Annotated in this window: 17 protein-coding genes; 5 read left to right on the top strand and 12 right to left on the bottom strand. The window is 50.8% G+C overall.

What is annotated here, in order from left to right; genetic code table 11:
* Positions 1–8 precede the first annotated feature (8 nt).
* The 7 genes from K334_RS0100950 to K334_RS0100920 all read right to left on the bottom strand — a co-directional run bounded on the left by K334_RS0100950 (position 9) and on the right by K334_RS0100920 (position 6,552).
* Positions 9–1,727, bottom strand: coding sequence for a chloride channel protein (locus tag K334_RS0100950; protein WP_051218608.1), 1,719 nt, complete (start codon positions 1,725–1,727; stop codon positions 9–11).
* A gap of 65 nt (positions 1,728–1,792) precedes the next feature.
* Complete coding sequence (locus K334_RS0100945) at positions 1,793–2,359, bottom strand: L-threonylcarbamoyladenylate synthase (RefSeq protein ID WP_021590658.1); 567 nt, start codon at positions 2,357–2,359, stop codon at positions 1,793–1,795.
* Between the two features lie 72 nt (positions 2,360–2,431).
* Positions 2,432–3,427, bottom strand: a complete 996-nt coding sequence (fmt, locus tag K334_RS0100940) for a methionyl-tRNA formyltransferase (RefSeq protein ID WP_025882084.1) — start codon at positions 3,425–3,427, stop codon at positions 2,432–2,434.
* A 248-nt stretch (positions 3,428–3,675) separates the two neighbouring features.
* A complete protein-coding gene (gene rny, locus K334_RS0100935) occupies positions 3,676–5,208 on the bottom strand; it encodes a ribonuclease Y (protein ID WP_021590565.1) in 1,533 nt (510 codons plus the stop codon).
* Positions 5,209–5,249: 41 nt separating this feature from the next.
* Positions 5,250–5,555, bottom strand: coding sequence for a cell division protein ZapA (locus K334_RS0100930; RefSeq protein WP_025882086.1), 306 nt, complete (start codon positions 5,553–5,555; stop codon positions 5,250–5,252).
* 5 nt (positions 5,556–5,560) lie between these two features.
* The gene (locus tag K334_RS0100925; RefSeq protein ID WP_027444370.1) at positions 5,561–5,857 is read right to left on the bottom strand and encodes a coiled-coil domain-containing protein; all 297 of its coding nucleotides are present in this window, start codon (positions 5,855–5,857) and stop codon (positions 5,561–5,563) included.
* A gap of 71 nt (positions 5,858–5,928) precedes the next feature.
* Positions 5,929–6,552, bottom strand: coding sequence for a DUF8491 family protein (locus K334_RS0100920; protein ID WP_025882088.1), 624 nt, complete (start codon positions 6,550–6,552; stop codon positions 5,929–5,931).
* A 215-nt stretch (positions 6,553–6,767) separates the two neighbouring features.
* Here K334_RS0100920 and rfbA point away from each other — a divergent pair, with 215 nt between their 5' ends.
* The 4 genes from rfbA (at position 6,768) to K334_RS0100900 (ending at position 10,967) form a co-directional block, all read left to right on the top strand.
* Entirely contained in the window at positions 6,768–7,640 is an 873-nt protein-coding gene (rfbA, locus tag K334_RS0100915) for a glucose-1-phosphate thymidylyltransferase RfbA (protein ID WP_025882089.1), read from the top strand.
* A gap of 59 nt (positions 7,641–7,699) precedes the next feature.
* Positions 7,700–10,261 (top strand): GumC family protein, encoded by a 2,562-nt coding sequence (locus K334_RS0100910; RefSeq protein WP_021590664.1) that lies wholly within the window; start codon positions 7,700–7,702, stop codon positions 10,259–10,261.
* Positions 10,262–10,267: 6 nt separating this feature from the next.
* Positions 10,268–10,702, top strand: coding sequence for a BT0820 family HAD-type phosphatase (locus tag K334_RS0100905; RefSeq protein WP_025882091.1), 435 nt, complete (start codon positions 10,268–10,270; stop codon positions 10,700–10,702).
* Between the two features lie 76 nt (positions 10,703–10,778).
* A complete protein-coding gene (locus tag K334_RS0100900) occupies positions 10,779–10,967 on the top strand; it encodes a hypothetical protein (RefSeq protein ID WP_025882093.1) in 189 nt (62 codons plus the stop codon).
* A 42-nt stretch (positions 10,968–11,009) separates the two neighbouring features.
* Here the strand turns inward: K334_RS0100900 and K334_RS0100895 are convergent, their stop codons facing one another.
* Genes K334_RS0100895 through K334_RS0100875 form a run of 5 tightly spaced genes read right to left on the bottom strand, consistent with a single transcriptional unit; the run spans position 11,010 to position 17,167 of the window.
* Positions 11,010–11,603, bottom strand: a complete 594-nt coding sequence (locus tag K334_RS0100895) for a helix-turn-helix transcriptional regulator (RefSeq protein ID WP_025882095.1) — start codon at positions 11,601–11,603, stop codon at positions 11,010–11,012.
* 40 nt (positions 11,604–11,643) lie between these two features.
* A complete protein-coding gene (gene cls / locus K334_RS0100890) occupies positions 11,644–12,951 on the bottom strand; it encodes a cardiolipin synthase (RefSeq protein WP_025882096.1) in 1,308 nt (435 codons plus the stop codon).
* Complete coding sequence (locus K334_RS0100885) at positions 12,948–13,925, bottom strand: KpsF/GutQ family sugar-phosphate isomerase (RefSeq protein WP_021590612.1); 978 nt, start codon at positions 13,923–13,925, stop codon at positions 12,948–12,950. The genes cls and K334_RS0100885 overlap by 4 nt, the downstream gene beginning before the upstream one ends.
* Before the next feature lie 30 nt (positions 13,926–13,955).
* Positions 13,956–14,726, bottom strand: coding sequence for a 3-deoxy-8-phosphooctulonate synthase (gene kdsA, locus K334_RS0100880; RefSeq protein ID WP_025882098.1), 771 nt, complete (start codon positions 14,724–14,726; stop codon positions 13,956–13,958).
* A 5-nt stretch (positions 14,727–14,731) separates the two neighbouring features.
* Complete coding sequence (locus tag K334_RS0100875) at positions 14,732–17,167, bottom strand: mechanosensitive ion channel family protein (RefSeq protein ID WP_025882099.1); 2,436 nt, start codon at positions 17,165–17,167, stop codon at positions 14,732–14,734.
* 304 nt (positions 17,168–17,471) lie between these two features.
* Here K334_RS0100875 and K334_RS0100870 point away from each other — a divergent pair, with 304 nt between their 5' ends.
* Positions 17,472–18,764, top strand: coding sequence for a glycoside hydrolase 5 family protein (locus K334_RS0100870; RefSeq protein WP_027444367.1), 1,293 nt, complete (start codon positions 17,472–17,474; stop codon positions 18,762–18,764).
* Positions 18,765–18,849 lie beyond the last annotated feature (85 nt).

The following is an 18,849-nucleotide window of genomic DNA, read 5'->3' as shown; positions in this document are numbered from 1 at the left end:
TTTTGTTATTATTCGGAGCTGAAGTCGGCCACCATTTTCCTATACATGCTGTACATGCGCGTGCGCGATACATATCCTTTCAGCTGGTTGTTGACATCCACCACGGGTAGGAAGTTGCTGTTGGTGCTCTCGAATTTGCGCATGACGTCAATCATCTTGTCGCTTATTCCGAGCGTAGCTTGCACCGGGGTCATTATCTGGCTGACGGTGAAGCGGTTGTAAAGTTCCGATCGGAACATGACGTGGCGTATCTTTGTGATGTCGATTTCGCCCAAGAGCGTGCCGGCATGGTCCAATACCGGCAGGAAACTTGTGTGGCTCTTGCTGATGACGTTGATGAGTTTCCCCAAAGGCAAGTCGGGGTCGAGCGATTCAAACTGCCGGTCGATAATGCTTTCCAAGCTCATCAGGGTCAGAATGGCGCTGTCGGTATGGTGGGTGATGAGCTTGCCGGCCCTGGCCAGTCGCATGCCGTAGATGCTGTGAGGCTCGAAGATGTTGATGGTGAGGTAGGAACAGATGCAGACTATCATCAGAGGCATGAACAGTTGGTAGCCTCCGGTGAGTTCGGCGATGAGGAAAATACCGGTCAGCGGGGCGTGCATGACGCCTGCCATGACGCCTGCCATGCCCATCAGGGTGAAGTTCTTCTCGGGGATGTAAAGTCCGATTTGATTCATATTCCATATACGGGCGAAGAAAAAGCCGGCGAAGCCGCCGATGAAGAGGCTGGGGGCGAACGTTCCGCCACAGCCGCCGGCACCGTTCGTGGCCGAAGTGGCGAAGACTTTGGTGATGAGAACAAGCCCGATGTACAGAATCAACAGGTTCTGGTTGCCGGCAAACAGGGAGTTGTTCATCACTTTGCTCCAGTCGTTCATCGTGTTGCCGCTCAGCAGGGTGTTCACGGCGTTGTAGCCTTCGCCGTAGAGTGACGGAAAGAGGAAGATGAGCGTGCTGAGGATAAGTCCGCCGGCAACCAGTTTGCGGTAGGGATGGTTGTTCATTCTGGCAAACAGGTTCTCACACGCGTTCATCGCCCGCATGAAATAGAGGCTTACAAATCCACAGAAGACGCCAAGAAGAATGCAGGCCGGCGTGCGTTCCAGCGTCCAACTGTTGTCGAGGTGGAAGGTGAAAAGGCTGTTGTCGCCGGCAAAGATATAGGTGAAGCCCGTTGCCGTGACACACGAAATGAGGATGGGGAGCAGGGAGGCCATCGTGAGGTCGACCATCAGCACTTCGAGCGTGAATACGAGTCCGGCTATCGGCGCCTTGAAAATGCCGGCGATGGCCGCCGCCGCACCGCAGCCCACAAGCCAGATGAGCTGGCGGTTGTCCATGCCGAACAGCTTGCCCAGGTTGGAACCGATGGCGCTGCCCGTCAAGACAATCGGCGCTTCGGCACCGACCGATCCTCCGCAGCCGATGGTAATGCCCGAAGCTATGACACTCGACCAGCAGTTGTGCCCCTTCAACTTGGCCTGCTTGGCCGATATGGCGTAGAGTACGCGGGTGATTCCGTGTGAAATGTTATCCTTGACGATATGGCGGACGAATAGCGACGTGAGCCATATACCTATAACAGGAAACAGGAGGTAGAGCCAGTTGAAAGTTGTGGCATCGAACCTGGAAGTCAGGATGATTTGAATCTCATGAATGATGATGTGGAGAATGTATCCTGCCACGGAGGCGAAGAAGCCGATGGCAAAGGCAAGGATGAGCATGGCCTGTCGGTCTGACAGGTGCGATTCCCTCCATTGTATAATACTTTCTTTGGTCAAATCTGCTCCTATCTGATGATGGTTATTTCTCCGTTTTCAGTCAGTTTGATGATGTTGCTGGGTGTGTGAGGCTTGTGCTCCTGTCTGCGTGACCAACAAACATAATCGACCGCTTGCAGGATTTCTTCGCTGATGTCGCAATAGTTGGAGGCGGCCGGTTCGCCACTGACGTTGGCGCTCGTGCTGACGACAGCCTTTTGAAAGCGGCGGCACAGTTCTTTGGAAAACGGTTCGTTGGTGATGCGAAGGGCTATGCTGCCGTCTTCGGCTATCAAGTTGGGGGCCAAATTTACAGCATTGTCCAGAATGATGGTGATGGGTTTGACGGCTGCGTCAATCAGGTCCCATGCTATGTTGGGGACGTTTCTCACGTATCTTTGCAGTCGTGCGTCGCTGTCCACAAGGCAAATGAGCGCCTTGGAGTCGTCACGCCGCTTGATTTTGTAAACTTTTTCCACTGCCGCCGGGTTGGTCGCGTCACATCCGATACCCCAAACGGTATCGGTAGGGTAGAGTATCACTCCGCCTTTCTTCATGCACTCCACCGCGTTTTTTATATCGTCTTCTTGTTTCATTTAACAGATAATATATCGCAAAAGTACTTGTATTTCACGAATTGCCAAAATATAATATACTTTTCCTGTCTTCTATTTCTTGTTTTTCTTGCCATTGATGAAGTCGGCGGCATTCATTCTCTTTTTTCCCGCAGGCTGGATGGACTTTATTTCAAGCCATGTGTCAGCACAAGCCGCCAAGAGTTTCTTGCCGTCGATTGTCAAACTGCCGGGGGAGGCAGTGCAGGGGTGTTCGGATGGCAAGGTCTCGTATATTTTGGTGGTAGTCAGTTGTTCGGCCGGCTGTCCGCAGGCGTCTGTCAGGCACAATGCTTCCGACCATGCGCCGGGGACAGGGCTGAGTCCTCTGACGAAGTTGTGGACATGTCGCGCAGGTTGGTTCCAGTCGATTTCACAGGTCTCTTTGAAAATCTTGGGTGCGGGCTTCAGGTCTTGCAGCTTGGATGTGTTGTCTTTGAGCAAGTCTGCTTGGTCGACGGATTCTATCTGTCCGTCTCCGGTAATCAGCTTGTCTATGGTCTCGACGGCGGCTTCGGCTCCGAGAGTCATCAGTCCATTGTAGACATCTTCGGCGTTCGCGTTGTCAGAGATAGGATACTCCTTTTGCAAAATGACACGTCCTGTGTCGATGTCCCGGTCCAGAAAGAAGGTGGTGACGCCCGTCATTGTCTCGCCGTTGATGATGGCCCAGTTGATGGGAGCTGCGCCGCGATATTGTGGGAGCAATGCTGCATGAACGTTGAAAGTCCCGTATCGCGGCATTGACCATACGATTTCGGGGAGCATTCTGAACGCGACCACCACCTGCAAGTCGGCTTGGTAGTTGCGTAATTGTTCCACAAAGACAGGGTCTTTCATCTTTTCGGGCTGCAAAACGGGAATTTGGTGGGCCTGTGCGTACAGCTTTACCTGTGAAGGTTGCAAGTGGTCTTGGTGTCTACCGACGGGTTTGTCCGGTTGGGTGACTACCGCCACAACGTGATAGCCGCCCGACACGAGCCTGTCGAGTGTGCCGACAGCAAATTCCGGGGTGCCCATGAATATGATTCTTAGGTCTTCTTTTCTCATTTGAAAACTGATTTTAGAATGTGGAATCGACCCTTTCATCCTGCATGTCCTTTGCCGTTGGAGCAGGGGGCGATACACCACACTTCAGCAAAGTTACATATAAATTATAAATTTTCGACTTCTTTCAGCGTCTTTTTGCCCGTTGTGTAGTTCTTGCGGGCTGTCGTCATCAAAGGAAAAGGTGAAAACAAAAAAGCTCCTGGCATTCTCCAGAAGCTTTTCCGTATATGTAATAAGGTGAAATTTGCTTATTTCGCGTAAGCAACAGATCGGGTTTCGCGGATGACCGTAATCTTTACTTGCCCGGGATAAGTCATTTCGTTCTGAATCTTCGTCGCGATTTCAGACGAAAGCTTCTCCGATTCGTTGTCGTCCATCTTGTCGGCTCCCACGATAACGCGCAACTCGCGGCCAGCCTGGATGGCATAGGTCTTTGTCACACCAGGGTAACTCATTGCAATCGCTTCCAAATCATTGAGACGTTTGATGTAGGCTTCTACGATTTCGCGGCGGGCACCGGGACGGGCACCCGATATTGCGTCGCACACCTGTACGATGGGCGCAAGCAATGTGTTCATCTCTATTTCGTCATGATGGGCTCCGATGGCGTTGCAAATGTCGGGTTTCTCCTTGTATTTCTCCGCAATCTTGGCTCCATACAGGGCGTGTGGCAATTCGCTTTCCTCATCAGGCACTTTTCCAATGTCGTGGAGTAGGCCGGCACGCTTTGCCTTCTTCGGATTCAAGCCCAACTCTGAGGCCATTACGGCACACAGATTGGCTGTTTCGCGGGCGTGTTGCAACAAGTTCTGGCCATAAGAAGAACGGTATTTCATCTTTCCGACAATGCGAACCAATTCCGGATGCAGGCCATGAATGCCCAAGTCTATCGCCGTGCGTTTGCCGGTTTCGATGATTTCATTTTCCAATTGCTTCTTGACTTTAGCCACGACCTCTTCGATTCGGGCGGGGTGAATACGTCCGTCGGCCACCAACTGGTGCAATGCCAGACGGCAAACCTCGCGTCGGATGGGGTCGAAAGCAGAAATGACAATGGCTTCCGGTGTGTCGTCCACGACGATTTCTACGCCTGTGGCGGCCTCTAATGCTCGGATGTTGCGGCCTTCTCGACCAATGATGCGGCCTTTCACCTCATCATTGTCTATATGGAAAACACTGACGGAATTCTCAATGGCTGTTTCAGTTGCTGTGCGTTGGATTGTCTGAATGACGATTTTCTTCGCCTGTTGGTTGGCATTGAGCTTGGCTTCATCCATAATCTCGTTGATGTAGCTGGCTGCATCCAGTTTCGCTTGGTCTTTCAAACTCTCAATCAAGCGTTCCTTTGCTTCTTCCGCACTTAAGCCTGACAATTCTTCAAGCTTGGCGCGCTCCTTATCTTGCATTCTATCAAGCTCTTCCTGCTTGATACTCAACAATTTCTTTTCGTTTTCGATACGTTGCTGGCCTTGTTCCACCTCTTGTTTCCGGCGAACCAGCTCTTCTTGCCGCTGGTTTAGAGAAATCTCCCGCTGCTTCAAGCGATTCTCGCTTTGTTGAATCTTTTGGTTGCGCTGCTGAACTTCCTTTTCAAGTTCGCTTTTCTTGTTGAGGAATTTCTCTTTTACTTCCAGCAGCTTTTTCTCCTTAATAACGTCAGCCTCTTTGTCGGCTGCTTCCATCATTGCATTGTATTTTCCTTTAATTACATAACGGAAAACACTATATCCTGCTGCCCCGCCGACCACAAGGGCTACGGCAGCTGTAATCAATTCTATCATTTTGTTTTATTTAATTAAGTATGATAATATTCTCTGTTGTTCTATTGCTTGTTCAGAGCCGATTCTATTTCAGAAGTTAACTTGTCGAGAATATCATTATAAGGTTGTGCATCGTTGCGGTTATACTCACGCTGATACCTTAACGCTATATCGACCAATGCCATATACAGGATTTCCTTATCACCTTTTTGGCCTTTAAAGATGTTGGCATAGGTGTTGACGGTCTCGTTTATCAACTTGCCCGCATCTCTGTACAGCTTTTCTTCATCGCGATTGATAATCACGGTGAGGTCTGTATCGTACAAATGCAACTTGATGTGTAATTCCTCTTTGTTAACTTCCGCCATGACCACTATGATTTTTCACTGAGCAAAGTGATACATTTGTTGACGTCTCTAATGAGCTTGGACAATCTTTTTTTCGCCCCCTCCATGTCCGTGTCGGAGATTTCGATCATCCTTGCCATCTTTAAATTGTCATATTCCTGCTTAGCCTGCTTCAATTGTTCTTCCAAAAGAGTGATTTTCGCGTCACGTTCGTCCACCATCGCATAGAGACCGGCATTTTCATCCTTCATTGCTTGATATTGGATGATCATCTGTCGAACGCGAGTCGAAAACGTATTCAATCTTTTTTCAGCAGACTCCATAGATTACAATTTGCTTACAAAAATAGAAGTATTTCTTGACAAATGCAAACTTTTATCAAGTTTTCGCCTGTTTATTCCTTTGCATCGGCAGGCTTGGGCTCTTTTTTCGCCAACATAACAACTTGATAGACGAAATCCGTCACCCACTTTTGACTGAATCCTAAACGATTGTTGTACTTGCGAATGGCAAGTACTGCTTTGATGACACCTGCGTCGGTGTAGTCATTCTTTAAAAAGATGTCGTTGACTGTCTTTTGCGTCATCGTATAGAGGGCACGCTTCATAAACGATGGCAACCGCAGCTTGTATTTCATCAAATTTCCTGTCAACATCATCAATTCCTGGGAGAACCCTTGGAATTGAAACATGTAGGTCTGGACGTCCGTCACCTTGCGGCAGTTCTTGCGTATGCTCTGGTCTATCTCTTTGAAGAAAAGGTCGTCGGTCTTGTAAAACTCTTTCATCAGCTTGCGGCAATGGCTCTTTTCGCCCACACCCAATTTGTTGTTCACCGTGGGTACACGGAGAGACGTCTTGAAAGTCCTCAGGTCTGGCAGCATCGCCAAATTGTTGATGGCGAGATTGGCTGCCACGGAAGCCTGGAAATAGACCCTGACCAGTGTCATGTAGTCTTCCATTCCTCCAGTTTTGGCTTCAGTTTCCTTTTTATGAAACAGCTTGTTGAATATTCCCATAATAAAAATAATGTCTTGAAAAATACGTTTGTCGTGCAAAGGTAGCAACTTTCGACATATTTTACGCAAAAAATGCACATAAAACAAAGTTTTTGGAGGGCAAAGCGAAAGATTTCGACAAAAATATTTACCTTTGCTGCAAAATCAAGTCAAGTTCCTGTTAGTCACGATTTGGCTTCAATTCTGGAGCATAACATGAATTATTCTAAATTAAAATGAAGGGAATTGTTTTGGCAGGTGGTAGCGGTACGCGCCTTTACCCAATAACGAAAGGAATTAGCAAGCAACTGATTCCTATTTTTGACAAGCCGATGATTTATTATCCCATCTCGGCTTTGTTACTGGCAGGCATTCGCGAAATTCTAATTATCAGCACTCCCCATGATTTGCCAGGCTTCCAACGCCTCTTGGGCGACGGGCATGAGCTGGGTGTTCGCTTCGAATATGCCGAACAACCTTCGCCGGATGGATTGGCACAGGCTTTTATCATCGGTGAATCTTTTATTGGTGACGACACCGTCTGTTTGGTGTTGGGCGACAATATCTTTCATGGCGCTGGCTTCACCGGCCTGCTCAGGGAGAGCGTCGAGGCTGCTGACAGGGGGCAGGCCAGTGTATTCGGTTATTATGTCAACGACCCTGAACGATATGGGGTCGCGGAAATCGACGAGAAAGGGAATTGCCTTTCCATCGAGGAAAAGCCAAGTCACCCTAAAAGCAACTATGCTGTCGTGGGGCTTTATTTCTATCCGAGCAATGTCGTCGACATCGCCAAGCGCATCAAGCCTTCTGCTCGCGGTGAACTTGAAATCACGTCCGTGAACCAACAATATCTGACCAGGCAGTCACTCAAGGTGCGGACACTGCAAAGGGGATTTGCATGGCTGGACACCGGAACGCACGACAGTCTTTCAGAAGCCAGCACCTTCATCGAGGTCATCGAAAAACGCCAAGGGTTGAAGGTTGCCTGTCTTGAAGAAATCGCTTATAAGAATGGTTGGATAACTGGGGAGCAACTGAAACGGGCGGCCGAACCTATGCTTAAGAACGAATACGGCAAGTATCTTCTCGGTCTTCTTGCAAAATAAGGGGTTTGCCTCCCTTGATTAGTTGATTAGTAATGGAATATATAAATAGAAATACTTAAATGGAAGAAAATAAGAATGTAGTCCCTGAAAAAATGCTCGAACAGGAGGAACGTTCCTCTTTCGACTTTCAAGCCATTTATACGATGGTCGTTCTCAACTGGAAGTGGTTTGTCCTTTCGCTCATGATCTGCCTTGGCGCTGCTTACATTTATCTTCGTTATGCCACGCCCATGTATCAGGCCTATGCCAAACTGCTGATCAAGGATGACGACAACAAGCGACGTGGCAACAGTATTGAGAATGCTGTCAATTTAGGACTCATCTCCAATTCGAATGGTATAGACAACGAAATAGAGCTGCTTGCCTCGCACTCCCTTGCGCAGGCGGCTGTCCGTGACATGAAAATCTATACCAACTACTTTGTCGAGGGCAATATCAGAAGTCAGGAGTTGTACCATACACAACCGTTCAACGTAGACTTGGATGCGGCCCATTTGGACCGCCTGAACCGTCCTGTCGACATGACGATAGAGAAGGTTGGCTCTGGCTACAACATCGTGGGGAAGTATTTTGTTCCGCGAAGTGAAGGGCGGGCGGGCGGCCCCTACGATATTGACAAGCGGGTGACCCGAATCCCCGCATTGGTCAATACCCGCATCGGTGTAATCCGCATCACCCGCAACATGCTTTCACCGATGCAGGATCTCAACGACAGGCAAGTGTTGAAAGTGAGGTTGATGTCACCCAAGATGGCAGCCGCCAAATATATCAAGAACCTTACCGTAAACCAAACCTCCAAAACTACTACTATAGCGCAACTTACGCTTCGTGACGAACTTCCGCAACGTGCTACTGACTACTTGAAGCAGCTGGCAATCGTCTACAACCGGCAGGCCAACGAAGACAAAAACGAAGTGGCCCAGAAGACGGAGGCCTTCATCAATTCGCGACTTGAGAAAATCAACGCGGAGCTTGGCAGCACCGAAGGGACGCTTGAGAACTACAAGCGTCGCAACAACATGGTCGAGTTGAAGATGAATGCGGGACAGGCTGTTGCCAACCAGGATGTGTTCGCCCAGAAATTGGCTGAGGCCAACATGCAAGTCGCGTTGCTCAATGAGATGAGCCTATACATGAATCAACCTGGAAATAAATATGAAGCCTTGCCGTCAAATGTGGGCTTGAATGATCAAAACGCGACGGCATTGATCAACAAATACAATGAAATTGCCATGGACCGCAAGCGTTTGTTGCGCAGTGCTTCCGAAACAAGTCCTACGGTCACGCCGCTTACAGCTCAGCTGGACGATTTGGGCAACAGCATTCGTCGTGCCATGAATCAGTCGCGCAGGAATATGGAAATCCAGCGCAACTCCGTTGCTGCACAGTTCAGCAAGTACAGTGGCGACGTGGGCGCAACTCCCGAACAGGAGCGCATGCTCACGCAGATAGGACGACAGCAGGAGGTGAAGTCGGGACTCTATCTCATGTTGCTTCAAAAGCGTGAGGAAAACTCCATCTCGCTTGCTGCAACAGCCGACAAGGGCAAGTTGATTGACGACCCTGAATGCGATGGCAAGGTCAGCCCCAAGTCAGCCATCATCTTTTTGATAGCCTTTGTCTTGGGCCTCGGCATGCCGGTAGTCGTCATCTTCGTTCTCCAATTCTTCAGTTACCGCATTGAGGGTCACATGGATGTCATCCGACTGACGAAGCTGCCCATCATCGCGGACATTCCGGTCGCCAGTGAAACCTCAAAGACGAAGGCCGACATCGTTGTGCATGAGAATAAGAACAATCTGATGGAGGAAATCTTCCGAAGTCTCAGAACGAATCTCCAGTTCATTCTGAAAGGGGATGAGAAGGTCATCGCTTTCACTTCCACCACTTCGGGCGAAGGCAAGACATTCACCGCATCCAATCTTGCCGTGAGCTTTGCGCTGCTTGGTCGGAAAGTCATTCTCGTGGGATTGGATATTCGCAAGCCGCGTCTGGCAGAGCTCTTTGAAATCGACGACCATCAACACGGCATTACCAATTTGCTGATTCAGGCCAATCCCACAGAGCAAGACATTCGCAAGCAGATACTCGCTTCGGGAATCAATCACAATCTGGAATTGCTCATGGCCGGTCCGACGCCTCCCAATCCTGCCGAACTCTTGACGCGCACGTCGTTGGACTCCATCTTCGAGCAACTCCGGCAGATGTATGACTATGTAATCGTCGACACGGCTCCTGTTGGACTTGTCACCGATACGTTGCAAATCGCCCGTGTTACCGACGCGACCGTTGTCATGACACGCGCCGACTATACTGCCAAGGAGAGTGTCGGCCTGGTCAATTCCCTGGCCGACGGCAACAAGCTGCCCAATGTCTGCATCGTCATCAATGGCATTGACATGTCGAAGAAGAAACATGGCTACTATTACGGTTATGGCAAATACGCCAAGTATGGGCGCTACGCACGGCTCGGAGGCAGCTATGGGAATTACGGCCGCTATGGTGGCTATGGTGCCTACGGAAGTTATGGACGTTATGGCAGTTATGGTTCGTATGGCAGCTACGGAAACTATTCCAACAGCCACTATGGAGACAAAAACGACGATTCGATTAAGAAATAGAAGGCCATGAAAATAGCTGTGGATTTTGACGGAACAATCGTCACACATGAATACCCGGCCATCGGCGAAGAGCTTCCCTTTGCCACCGAAACGCTCCGCATGCTGGCCCGTGATGGCCACCAGCTCATCTTGTGGAGTGTGCGCGAAGGCCGGTTGCTCCAGGAAGCGGTCGACTGGTGTAGGGAAAGGGGGGTGGAGTTCTGGGCCGTCAACAGAGACTATCCCGAAGAGAAGGTTGAAAACAACAACCATTTCTCCCGCAAATTGAAGGCAGACCTGTTCATCGACGACCGCAATGTAGGCGGACTTCTGGAGTGGGGGCAGATTTACCGCATGATTCACGACAACTACAGTTTGAAAGAGGTCATCCGTGAGCGTGTAAAAGAGCAGCTTTTTGCGGCTGAAAGCAGGCCGAAGGCGAAGCGATGGTGGCCCTTTTGAGAGGTAATTGATTACTTGTTGGAAACAAGGGGAGCCTTTGTTTCCAACATTTTATTTATCCCAACATCTAAAAAGCATGAAAAACTTGTTGAAACCTTACGTAAAGCCGGCAATGAAAGCCGTCGAATTGGAGTTGGAATCTTCCATTTTGGCTGCAAGCGGCCCATCCGACAAAACCATTCATCTGAGAATGTATGAGGATGGATTGCCGGATGACATCACGGCACAGTCCCGCAGAACCGATCTTTGGGAAGAGGAAGAGTGACCCTGGTGCAGTGTGTCTGCCGAATCCTGCCCTTCACGGCTTTTATATCTTGTTGATGTCCACATATCCGTGCATGACCGCATAGATGGTCAACGCGGACACGCTTTTCAGTCCCAGTTTTTCAATGATGTTTTTACGATGCGTTATCACGGTCGTCATGCCGATGTTGAGTCGTTCCGCGATTTCTTTGTTGAGCAATCCTTGGGCGACGAGCGAGAGCACTTCTACCTCCCGATCGCTCAAAATCTTGGCTTTGAGGGCCTTGGGCATGTCTGGGAAGTGCTCGCCATGCGGATGTCCGTGCTGTTCCAGCACGAGCAAATCCTTGACGAGTTGCTCTTCCGGCACGCTCAAACATAGGCTGTTGAAGCCTTTCAGCTGAGAATTGGGGTCGTGCGAGATTGTCAGTATGATGGTTTTCGACCTTCTGTCGTTGAAGAAGGAGCGGTCTTCGAGGACAATGTTGATGGCCGCAAAGTAGTGTACGTATGAGTCGGGCTCATTTTGGAGCATGTCTTCGACAGACCTGAACATGTCCACTTCCATGATGGGCATGACGTTCTGGAGAATTTGTTTCAATCCAATCATGGCCAACGTGTTGCGGTCGATGATGGCGATTTTGGGTCTTTTGCTCATTTCAAAGATTTTGTATAGATTCCAATGTCTTGATGTTCCTTTATAGAAATGGGGACAGCAGGTGTGCAAACCAGCCTTTGAATTTTTGCCAACCGGTCCTCCATTGGTTCCAACTGTCGCTTGTCAGCTTGAAGCAGTCGGCTTTTTCGCTGTCAAACAAACAGTCCAATTGCCTGGTCGTGCATTTGTCGAGAATGACGGCGTTCTCTTCGTAATCCCAGCTCAGGCTCCTTGCGTTTAGGTTGGCGCTTCCGACGGTGCACAGGCTCCCGTCTATGGTGATGATTTTCGTATGGTGGAACCCCCGCTTGTACATCCAGACGTCGCAACCGGCCTTCATCAGTTTGTGAGCGTTGAAGAATCCGCAGTCCGGAGTAAGCGGAATGTCACTCTTGACACTGAGCATGATCTCGACCTTCACCCCCCTTTTGACCGCCTGCTTCAACGCTTTTTTTATTTGATGGTTCAGCGTGAAATACGGATTGATGAGTTTTATGCTGTCCCGCGCGTGATTGATGGCTGAAAGATAGAATGTCCTGATGATCTTGTTGCTGGTGCGGGGCTCGCGATTGATGATACCAACCATCTTGCTCCCTCTGTCGGTACATTCATCTTCCTTCAGGTTCGTGAAGTAGGAAATGTCGCTTCCACCTTTTAAGTATTTGACGACGTCGATATTCCGGCGGGCGACTTTGTTCCACATCTTGATGAAGATGCGCTGAAGCGTGTTCACCTCTTCGCCCGAGATGCGGCAGTGCATGTCGTGCCACTCGCCGACCACCTCGGTCCCCTTTATGTAATAGTCGGCAACATTCATCCCTCCCGTGTAGGCGATTCTTCCGTCAATGACGACAATCTTCCGATGGTCTCGGGCGAACACATGGTTGACCCAAGGGAATGTAATCGGGTCGAACTTGTAGATTTCTATTCCTCCGGCTCTTATGCTGTCCAGATGGCGTTTCTTCAGCGGGCGGTTGTTCGAAGCATTTCCGAAGGCGTCGAATATAGCCCTTACTTCAACTCCCTGCTTGGCTTTTGCCGTGAGAAGTTCAAACAGCATGCGGGCTATGGAGTCGTTTCTGAAATTGAAATACTCCAGATGCACGCTTTCTTTCGCTTGTCCAATCGCCCTGAACAGGTCGTCGAACTTCTGCTGGCCGTCTGTCAGCAGTGCCACCGAATTGTTGTGGCTGAAGGTTACACCTTCCCTCCTCAAGTCTGTGGCGACAAGAGAGTCTGCCGTCTGCGCATGACTGTCGCCGGGCGCGGCCAGGAGAGCCAGAAGCAAGAGAACGGAAAGGGCGATTCGTCTTTTCAGGACAAGCCCCATGTGGTTCGTTCCGTTCATAGGAGCGTGGCTGCGTAGCTGTCCACGACGCCCATCAAGTGGTTCTCTTTGTCCACCACGAGGACGTTGTGAATCTTGTGTTCGTGCATGATTTTTTGGATTTCCGAAATCTTGGTCTTGGGCGACACCTGCTTCGGGTTGCGTGTCATGATGTCGCTGACCGTCTTGTTGAAGAACTCCGCCTGCCATTTCTCCATGGCTCTTCTGATGTCGCCGTCTGTAATCAAGCCGATGACCTGATTGCCTTCCAGCGAAACCCCCAGTCCGAGTTTGCCTTTGCTCACGTGGATGATTGCTTCTCCCAAGTTCATGTCTTTGGAGATGATGGGCAAGTCTTCCGTGCGCATGACATCTTCGGCCGTTGTCAGAAGCTTCCGTCCCAGTTCCCCGCCCGGGTGGAATTGAGCGAAATCCCTCGGCTTGAAGTCCCGCACGGTCATCAAGGCCACCGCCAAGGCGTCGCCCATGGCCAAGGCGGCCGTGGTGCTGCTGGTCGGCGCCAGGTTGAGCGGGCAGGCTTCATGCTCCACCCACACCTTGATGTGGGCGTTGCTGTATTTCGCCAGGAGTGAATCGGGGTTGCTGGTCATCGAGATGATGGGCACGTTCATGTGCAGTACCATGGGGATGAACCGTAGCAGCTCGTCGGTTTGGCCGCTGTTGCTCAACGCCAGCACCACGTCGTCCGAAGTCATCACGCCAAGGTCGCCGTGATAGACGTCGAGTGGATTGATGAAGAAGGCCGGCGTGCCGGTCGACGCCAGTGTCGCCGCAATCTTCGCGCCGATGTTTCCGCTTTTGCCTACACCGGTCACAATCACTTTCCCATGGCAGGAATAAATCATTTCCACCGCCTTCTCGAAGTTCTCATCCAGTTGAAGTGTCAAGTTCCGGATGGCTTCCGCTTCATCTTTCAGGCACTGCAAACCGTATGATTTCGATTCTTTGATTCTGTCTTCTATGCTTGTTTTCATCAGGATTCTATTTTAAAGGAATCTGCTTTGTTATTTCAATAATACTCTGACGAGTCCTTCCAGCTTGGCCAGTTCCAGCATGTTGGCCGCATCCGAAAGTCCTTGGTCGGGGTCGGGATGTACTTCGAAGAAATATCCGGTCGCTCCGAAAGCCTTGGCTGCCAGAGCCATCATGGGGACGAACTTGCGGTCGCCCACGGTTTTCCCATCTCCGGCGCTCGGCCGCTGTACGCTGTGGGTGCAGTCCATGATGACATTGGACACGATTCCCTTCATGTCGGGGATGTTTCTGAAGTCCACGACAAGGTTGTTGTAGCCGAAGCTGTTGCCCCTTTCGGTCAGCCAAACCTCCTCGGCCCCACTGTCCAATGCCTTTTCCACGGGATATTTCATGTCTTTCCCACTCAGAAACTGCGCTTTCTTGATGTTGACGATGCGTCCCGTCTTGGCCGCGGCCACCAGCAAATCGGTCTGTCGGCACAAAAACGCCGGAATCTGAATGACGTCACAAACGGTTGCGGCCAACTCGGCCTGGTGGCTTTCGTGGATGTCGGTCAGGATTCTGAGGCCATATTTCCGCTTGACGTTGCCCAGCAGCTCTATGCCTTTTTCGAGCCCCGGACCTCGGAAAGAACGTATCGAAGTGCGGTTTGCCTTGTCGAACGAAGCTTTAAATATAATGTCAACTCCCAATTCTTGGTTGATTCTGACCAATTCTTGCGCCACGGTGTCAAGCAGCTGTTCCGATTCGATGACACAGGGGCCGGCTATCAGCGTAGGAGCTGAAAGATAATTCTCCATGATTGTTATTTTAGAGTCGTTCTTAATTCGTTTTCATCGTCCGCGCGGATGATGTGGATATCTCTTTGCGGGAACGGTATTTCAATGTGGTTTTCATTGAGTACGCGGTAGATGGTCTCCATGATTTCGCCTTCTGCGTAAGTCTGTTTCAGGACAGGAACCCATGCCACAACTTTGAAGTCGATGCTGTCGGAGCCGAAGCCTGCGAAGACCACCTTCACTTCGCGCTTTTTATCCAGACAGTCGAGGGCGCTGATGGCTTTCACCAAGATGGCCTTCACTTCGTTGGCGTCGCTGCCATAGGCCACGCCGATGGGTATCACCGAGAGGCCGTAGCCATGGTTCTTGGTCAGGTTCTTGTAGTTCTTCGTGAACAGCTGGCTGTTTTGGAAAGCGATAATGCTGCCGTCGACGGCGTCCAACTGTGTGCTGGTGTAGGAAATGGAACTGACCCTTCCACGTATGCCGTCGCATTCTATCCAGTCGCCAATCTTGATGCGGCCTGCCATCAGGGATATGCCATAGTAGATGTTCTCAAGAATGTCCTTCATGGCGAAACCGACACCCGTGGACAGACCACCTGAGACCACGACGAACCATGAATTGTTGACATGGAAGATGGAGAGGGTTGTCAGCAGCCAAATGCCCCAGACGATTACTTGGATGACGTTTTTCGACATGGCCGTGCGGCTGATGTAAGTCGTCGGGTCCACTCTCTTGAAGTGGTATTCCAGCCATTCTATGGCGGTTCTGTTCAGATACTTGAAGATGAAGTACAACACCATCACTTGCGAAATGCCGAAGATACTCAGCGTGAAGTTGGGACTGTCGATCACCTTCTCGGTGAAGATTCGCCAGGTGGTGTCGCTCAGGTTGAATACATCGGCGGCCCAGTAGATGGAAACGATGATCGAGATGATGCCCAATATCGGCAGCGCAACCTGGTAAACCAGCCTGAAGAGCCACGTCTCGGCTATGGTCTTTTCTTTGGCGAAGTATTGCTTTCGCCTGCCCCTGTTTTGCAGCAGCCCTTGAATGCAGGTGATGGTCAGGATGCAGGTCAGCTGCATGATCCACCAAATCAGCAGCTGAACCGACAGCAGCACATAGCCTATCCATGAGCAGACGAGCGAGGTGAAGAAAACCGTCAGCGAAAGATAGGTGTAGAATACGTCCGACTTGGGGATGTTGTGGTTGTTGTGCCGGATGGCTATCCACTGCCAGATGGTGCAGGCCAGCAGGATGGGGGGGAACACCAGCTCCACAAGGTCGTTCGGGATGAGGACGATTCGGAAGGCGATCACGATGAATCCGACAACCAGCAGGGGAACGTAGATGCGATAGCCCGATTTGATTTGGTCGCCATCCAGACGGACCAGCAGCGATATCGAGATGACGCCCATGAGCCAGGCGTATTCCACAAGCAGCTGGCTGGCCATGATGATGAAGTTCTGGTCTATCCATATCACCCTGATAATGCCCAGCACGATGGCAAAGGTGATGACGGACGTGGCCAGAAAGATGCAAGTGCGCTTCGCCATGAAGGATTCGGCCAGCGTGTGTTCGTCTTTTTTCTTCATCAACTTCGAGAAAAACTGGTTGGCTTTCGGATTGCGCAGGATGCGGGTCATCAGCAACCTGATGAAGATGAAGTTGAGAAAGACGGAGAAGACGCCCCATCCCACAATCAACAGGAGAAGGCCCAGCAGCACGCGTGCGTCCCAGTCGGACTGCACTTTGCGGTCTACCCGGTATTTCTCGACCACCGTCTCGCTGGTTTCCAACAGATTGCGATGCAGATTCCTCAGAATGGAGAAGTAGTTGTCGCTTCCGTTGTTGAAGATGTTGTTTTGAATTTCCTTGTATCGCTTGTTGGCATAGTCGTCCAAATTGCGCAGATGGTCTTCCGTCAGCTTGTAGTAGCGGATGAACTCCTTGAACTGCATGGAGTTCTCGTTCAGGTTGCGCCTGATGTTGACGGCCAGCGCCAGGCATACCGTCCTGTCTGTCTGCTCTCTGGGTGAGAGCGACATCAGCGGCATGTTGCTCAGATTGATGATCAGGCTGTCGAAGCGTGCAATCTCATTGTTGGTCTTGGTGATGAAGGCGTTGAAAGGTTTCACCGTCTCCTTGAACTCATGGTATTGTTCGGTGGCTTCGTGGCAGGCATAGCTCAAGTCGAAAACGTAGCCTTGCTTTTGCGAGTATAGCATCAATGAGTTCTGGTTGCTTTGGTTCATGATGCGATACATGTTCTGCTGTACTTGCTGCTGCTGTTCTTTCAGGTAGTCCGACTGCCGTTCCTGCTCGTCGTGCTGCCTGGTCAGTTCCTGTCTGAGAATTGACAATGTCTTGGAAAGGTCGCGTTCTTTCAATACGGCCTTTGAAGGTAGGACTGCATACGTGGCCAGCAGTAGCCAAACAAGTGTTCTTTTGCCCATATACGACTTTTTTTTTCGCGTGGCTTGTTTCCTGTAATCGGGAAGCTGTGGTGAATGATATTGTTGCAAAGGTAGCTAAAAGTAGAGACAATCAGACAGCCGATGGATGTTTTTTTGCCGACCGGCGGCGTTATTTCCGAGCCGTTTCCGGGCTTTTTGACTTCTTTTGCCCCATTCTTACAGGATAGTATCGAAGAAGGATAAAAAAGTATCAGTGTTTCCTCAACCGATTATATATTTTTGCATCGTCATCATCAGACAAACATCAAACAACAGCAATAACTGTAACTTGTAACGCAACGATATGAAGAAACGTCGTCTTTTCAGCCTTATCGGTGGCCTTGGCTTCTCTCTGGCAGTGCTGGGGCAGTCTCCTTTTGTGACGGTCAAGGACGGTCATTTCGAATGGAAGGGCAGGCCTTATTATTATGTGGGAACCAATTTCTGGTATGGGGCCATCCTTGGTTCCGAAGGACAGGGAGGCGACCGCAAGCGACTGTGCCGCGAACTGGATTTCATGAAGAAGAAGGGGATCGACAACCTCCGCATTCTTGTGGGGTCGGATGGCGAGCCGGGCGTGGCCTCCAAGGTGGAGCCTACGCTCCAGCAAGCCCCGGGTGTCTACAACGACACGATCCTGGCCGGCCTCGACTATCTGCTCATGCAGATGAAGAAGCGGCAGATGGTGGCCGTGCTCTACCTCAACAATTCGTGGGAATGGAGTGGCGGCTACTCTTTCTACTTGCAACATGCAGGAGCCGGCAAGGCGCCACAGCCCGACGTGGACGGCTATCCTGCCTACATGCAGTTCGTCAGCCGGTTTGCCGACAATGAGAAAGCACATCGGTTGTTTTACGATTATGTGCGTTTCATCCTCGGCCGCACCAACCGCTATACCGGAGTGAAATACGTAGACGACCCCGCCATCATGAGCTGGCAGATAGGCAATGAGCCGCGCGCATTCTCCAAGGAGGCGTTGCCTGGTTTTCAGAAGTGGCTTCGTGAGTCGGCCTCACTCATCCGGTCGCTCGACCGCAACCATCTGATATCGGTGGGAAGCGAAGGCGCGTGGGGCTGCGAGAATGACATGGAGGTTTACCAGGCCATTTGTGCCGACCCGAACATCGACTACTGCAACGTCCATCTGTGGCCCTACAACTGGGGATGGGCGCGCAAAGACCACTTGGCGGACGACCTGGAGAACAGTTGCAGGCACACCGAAGCCTATATCAACGACCACCTGCGCGTTTGCAGGCTCGTCAACAAGCCGCTTGTCATGGAAGAGTTCGGCTATCCGCGTGACGGCTTCTCCTTCAGCAAGGCTTCCACCACCGAGGCGCGCGACGGTTATTACAAGTTCGTTTTCTCGTTGGTGGCCGACAACGCCGAGCAGGGAGGCCTCTTTGCCGGCTGCAATTTCTGGGGATGGGGCGGCTTTGCCAATCTGCGCCACGAGCATTGGCAGGTGGGCGACGACTATACGGGCGACCCTTCGCAGGAGGCGCAGGGGCTCAACTCTGTCTTCGCTTCGGACAAATCGACCATTCGCGTCATAGAACAGCAGGTCGGAAGAATGAACAAACTACGTTCCAAATAAGCGCAAATGGAGAAATCCCATGCCACGACAGGGGCCCGACGCCACGGCGCAACGTGATTCTTCACGCCCTTACGGCCCACGCCAT

This window comes from Segatella baroniae DSM 16972 = JCM 13447 (assembly GCF_000426585.1).
Classification (GTDB): Bacteria; Bacteroidota; Bacteroidia; order Bacteroidales; family Bacteroidaceae; genus Prevotella; species Prevotella baroniae.
This window is presented reverse-complemented; position numbering and strand designations above follow the sequence as displayed.

Coding starts and splice junctions, on each gene's coding strand:
- K334_RS0100950 (WP_051218608.1), bottom strand. CDS start 1,727: ATGCTCATCCTTGCCTTTGCCATCGGCTTCTTCGCCTCCGTGGCAGGA.
- K334_RS0100945 (WP_021590658.1), bottom strand. CDS start 2,359: ATGAAACAAGAAGACGATATAAAAAACGCGGTGGAGTGCATGAAGAAA.
- fmt (WP_025882084.1), bottom strand. CDS start 3,427: ATGAGAAAAGAAGACCTAAGAATCATATTCATGGGCACCCCGGAATTT.
- rny (WP_021590565.1), bottom strand. CDS start 5,208: ATGATAGAATTGATTACAGCTGCCGTAGCCCTTGTGGTCGGCGGGGCA.
- K334_RS0100930 (WP_025882086.1), bottom strand. CDS start 5,555: ATGGCGGAAGTTAACAAAGAGGAATTACACATCAAGTTGCATTTGTAC.
- K334_RS0100925 (WP_027444370.1), bottom strand. CDS start 5,857: ATGGAGTCTGCTGAAAAAAGATTGAATACGTTTTCGACTCGCGTTCGA.
- K334_RS0100920 (WP_025882088.1), bottom strand. CDS start 6,552: ATGGGAATATTCAACAAGCTGTTTCATAAAAAGGAAACTGAAGCCAAA.
- rfbA (WP_025882089.1), top strand. CDS start 6,768: ATGAAGGGAATTGTTTTGGCAGGTGGTAGCGGTACGCGCCTTTACCCA.
- K334_RS0100910 (WP_021590664.1), top strand. CDS start 7,700: ATGGAAGAAAATAAGAATGTAGTCCCTGAAAAAATGCTCGAACAGGAG.
- K334_RS0100905 (WP_025882091.1), top strand. CDS start 10,268: ATGAAAATAGCTGTGGATTTTGACGGAACAATCGTCACACATGAATAC.
- K334_RS0100900 (WP_025882093.1), top strand. CDS start 10,779: ATGAAAAACTTGTTGAAACCTTACGTAAAGCCGGCAATGAAAGCCGTC.
- K334_RS0100895 (WP_025882095.1), bottom strand. CDS start 11,603: ATGAGCAAAAGACCCAAAATCGCCATCATCGACCGCAACACGTTGGCC.
- cls (WP_025882096.1), bottom strand. CDS start 12,951: ATGAACGGAACGAACCACATGGGGCTTGTCCTGAAAAGACGAATCGCC.
- K334_RS0100885 (WP_021590612.1), bottom strand. CDS start 13,925: ATGAAAACAAGCATAGAAGACAGAATCAAAGAATCGAAATCATACGGT.
- kdsA (WP_025882098.1), bottom strand. CDS start 14,726: ATGGAGAATTATCTTTCAGCTCCTACGCTGATAGCCGGCCCCTGTGTC.
- K334_RS0100875 (WP_025882099.1), bottom strand. CDS start 17,167: ATGGGCAAAAGAACACTTGTTTGGCTACTGCTGGCCACGTATGCAGTC.
- K334_RS0100870 (WP_027444367.1), top strand. CDS start 17,472: ATGAAGAAACGTCGTCTTTTCAGCCTTATCGGTGGCCTTGGCTTCTCT.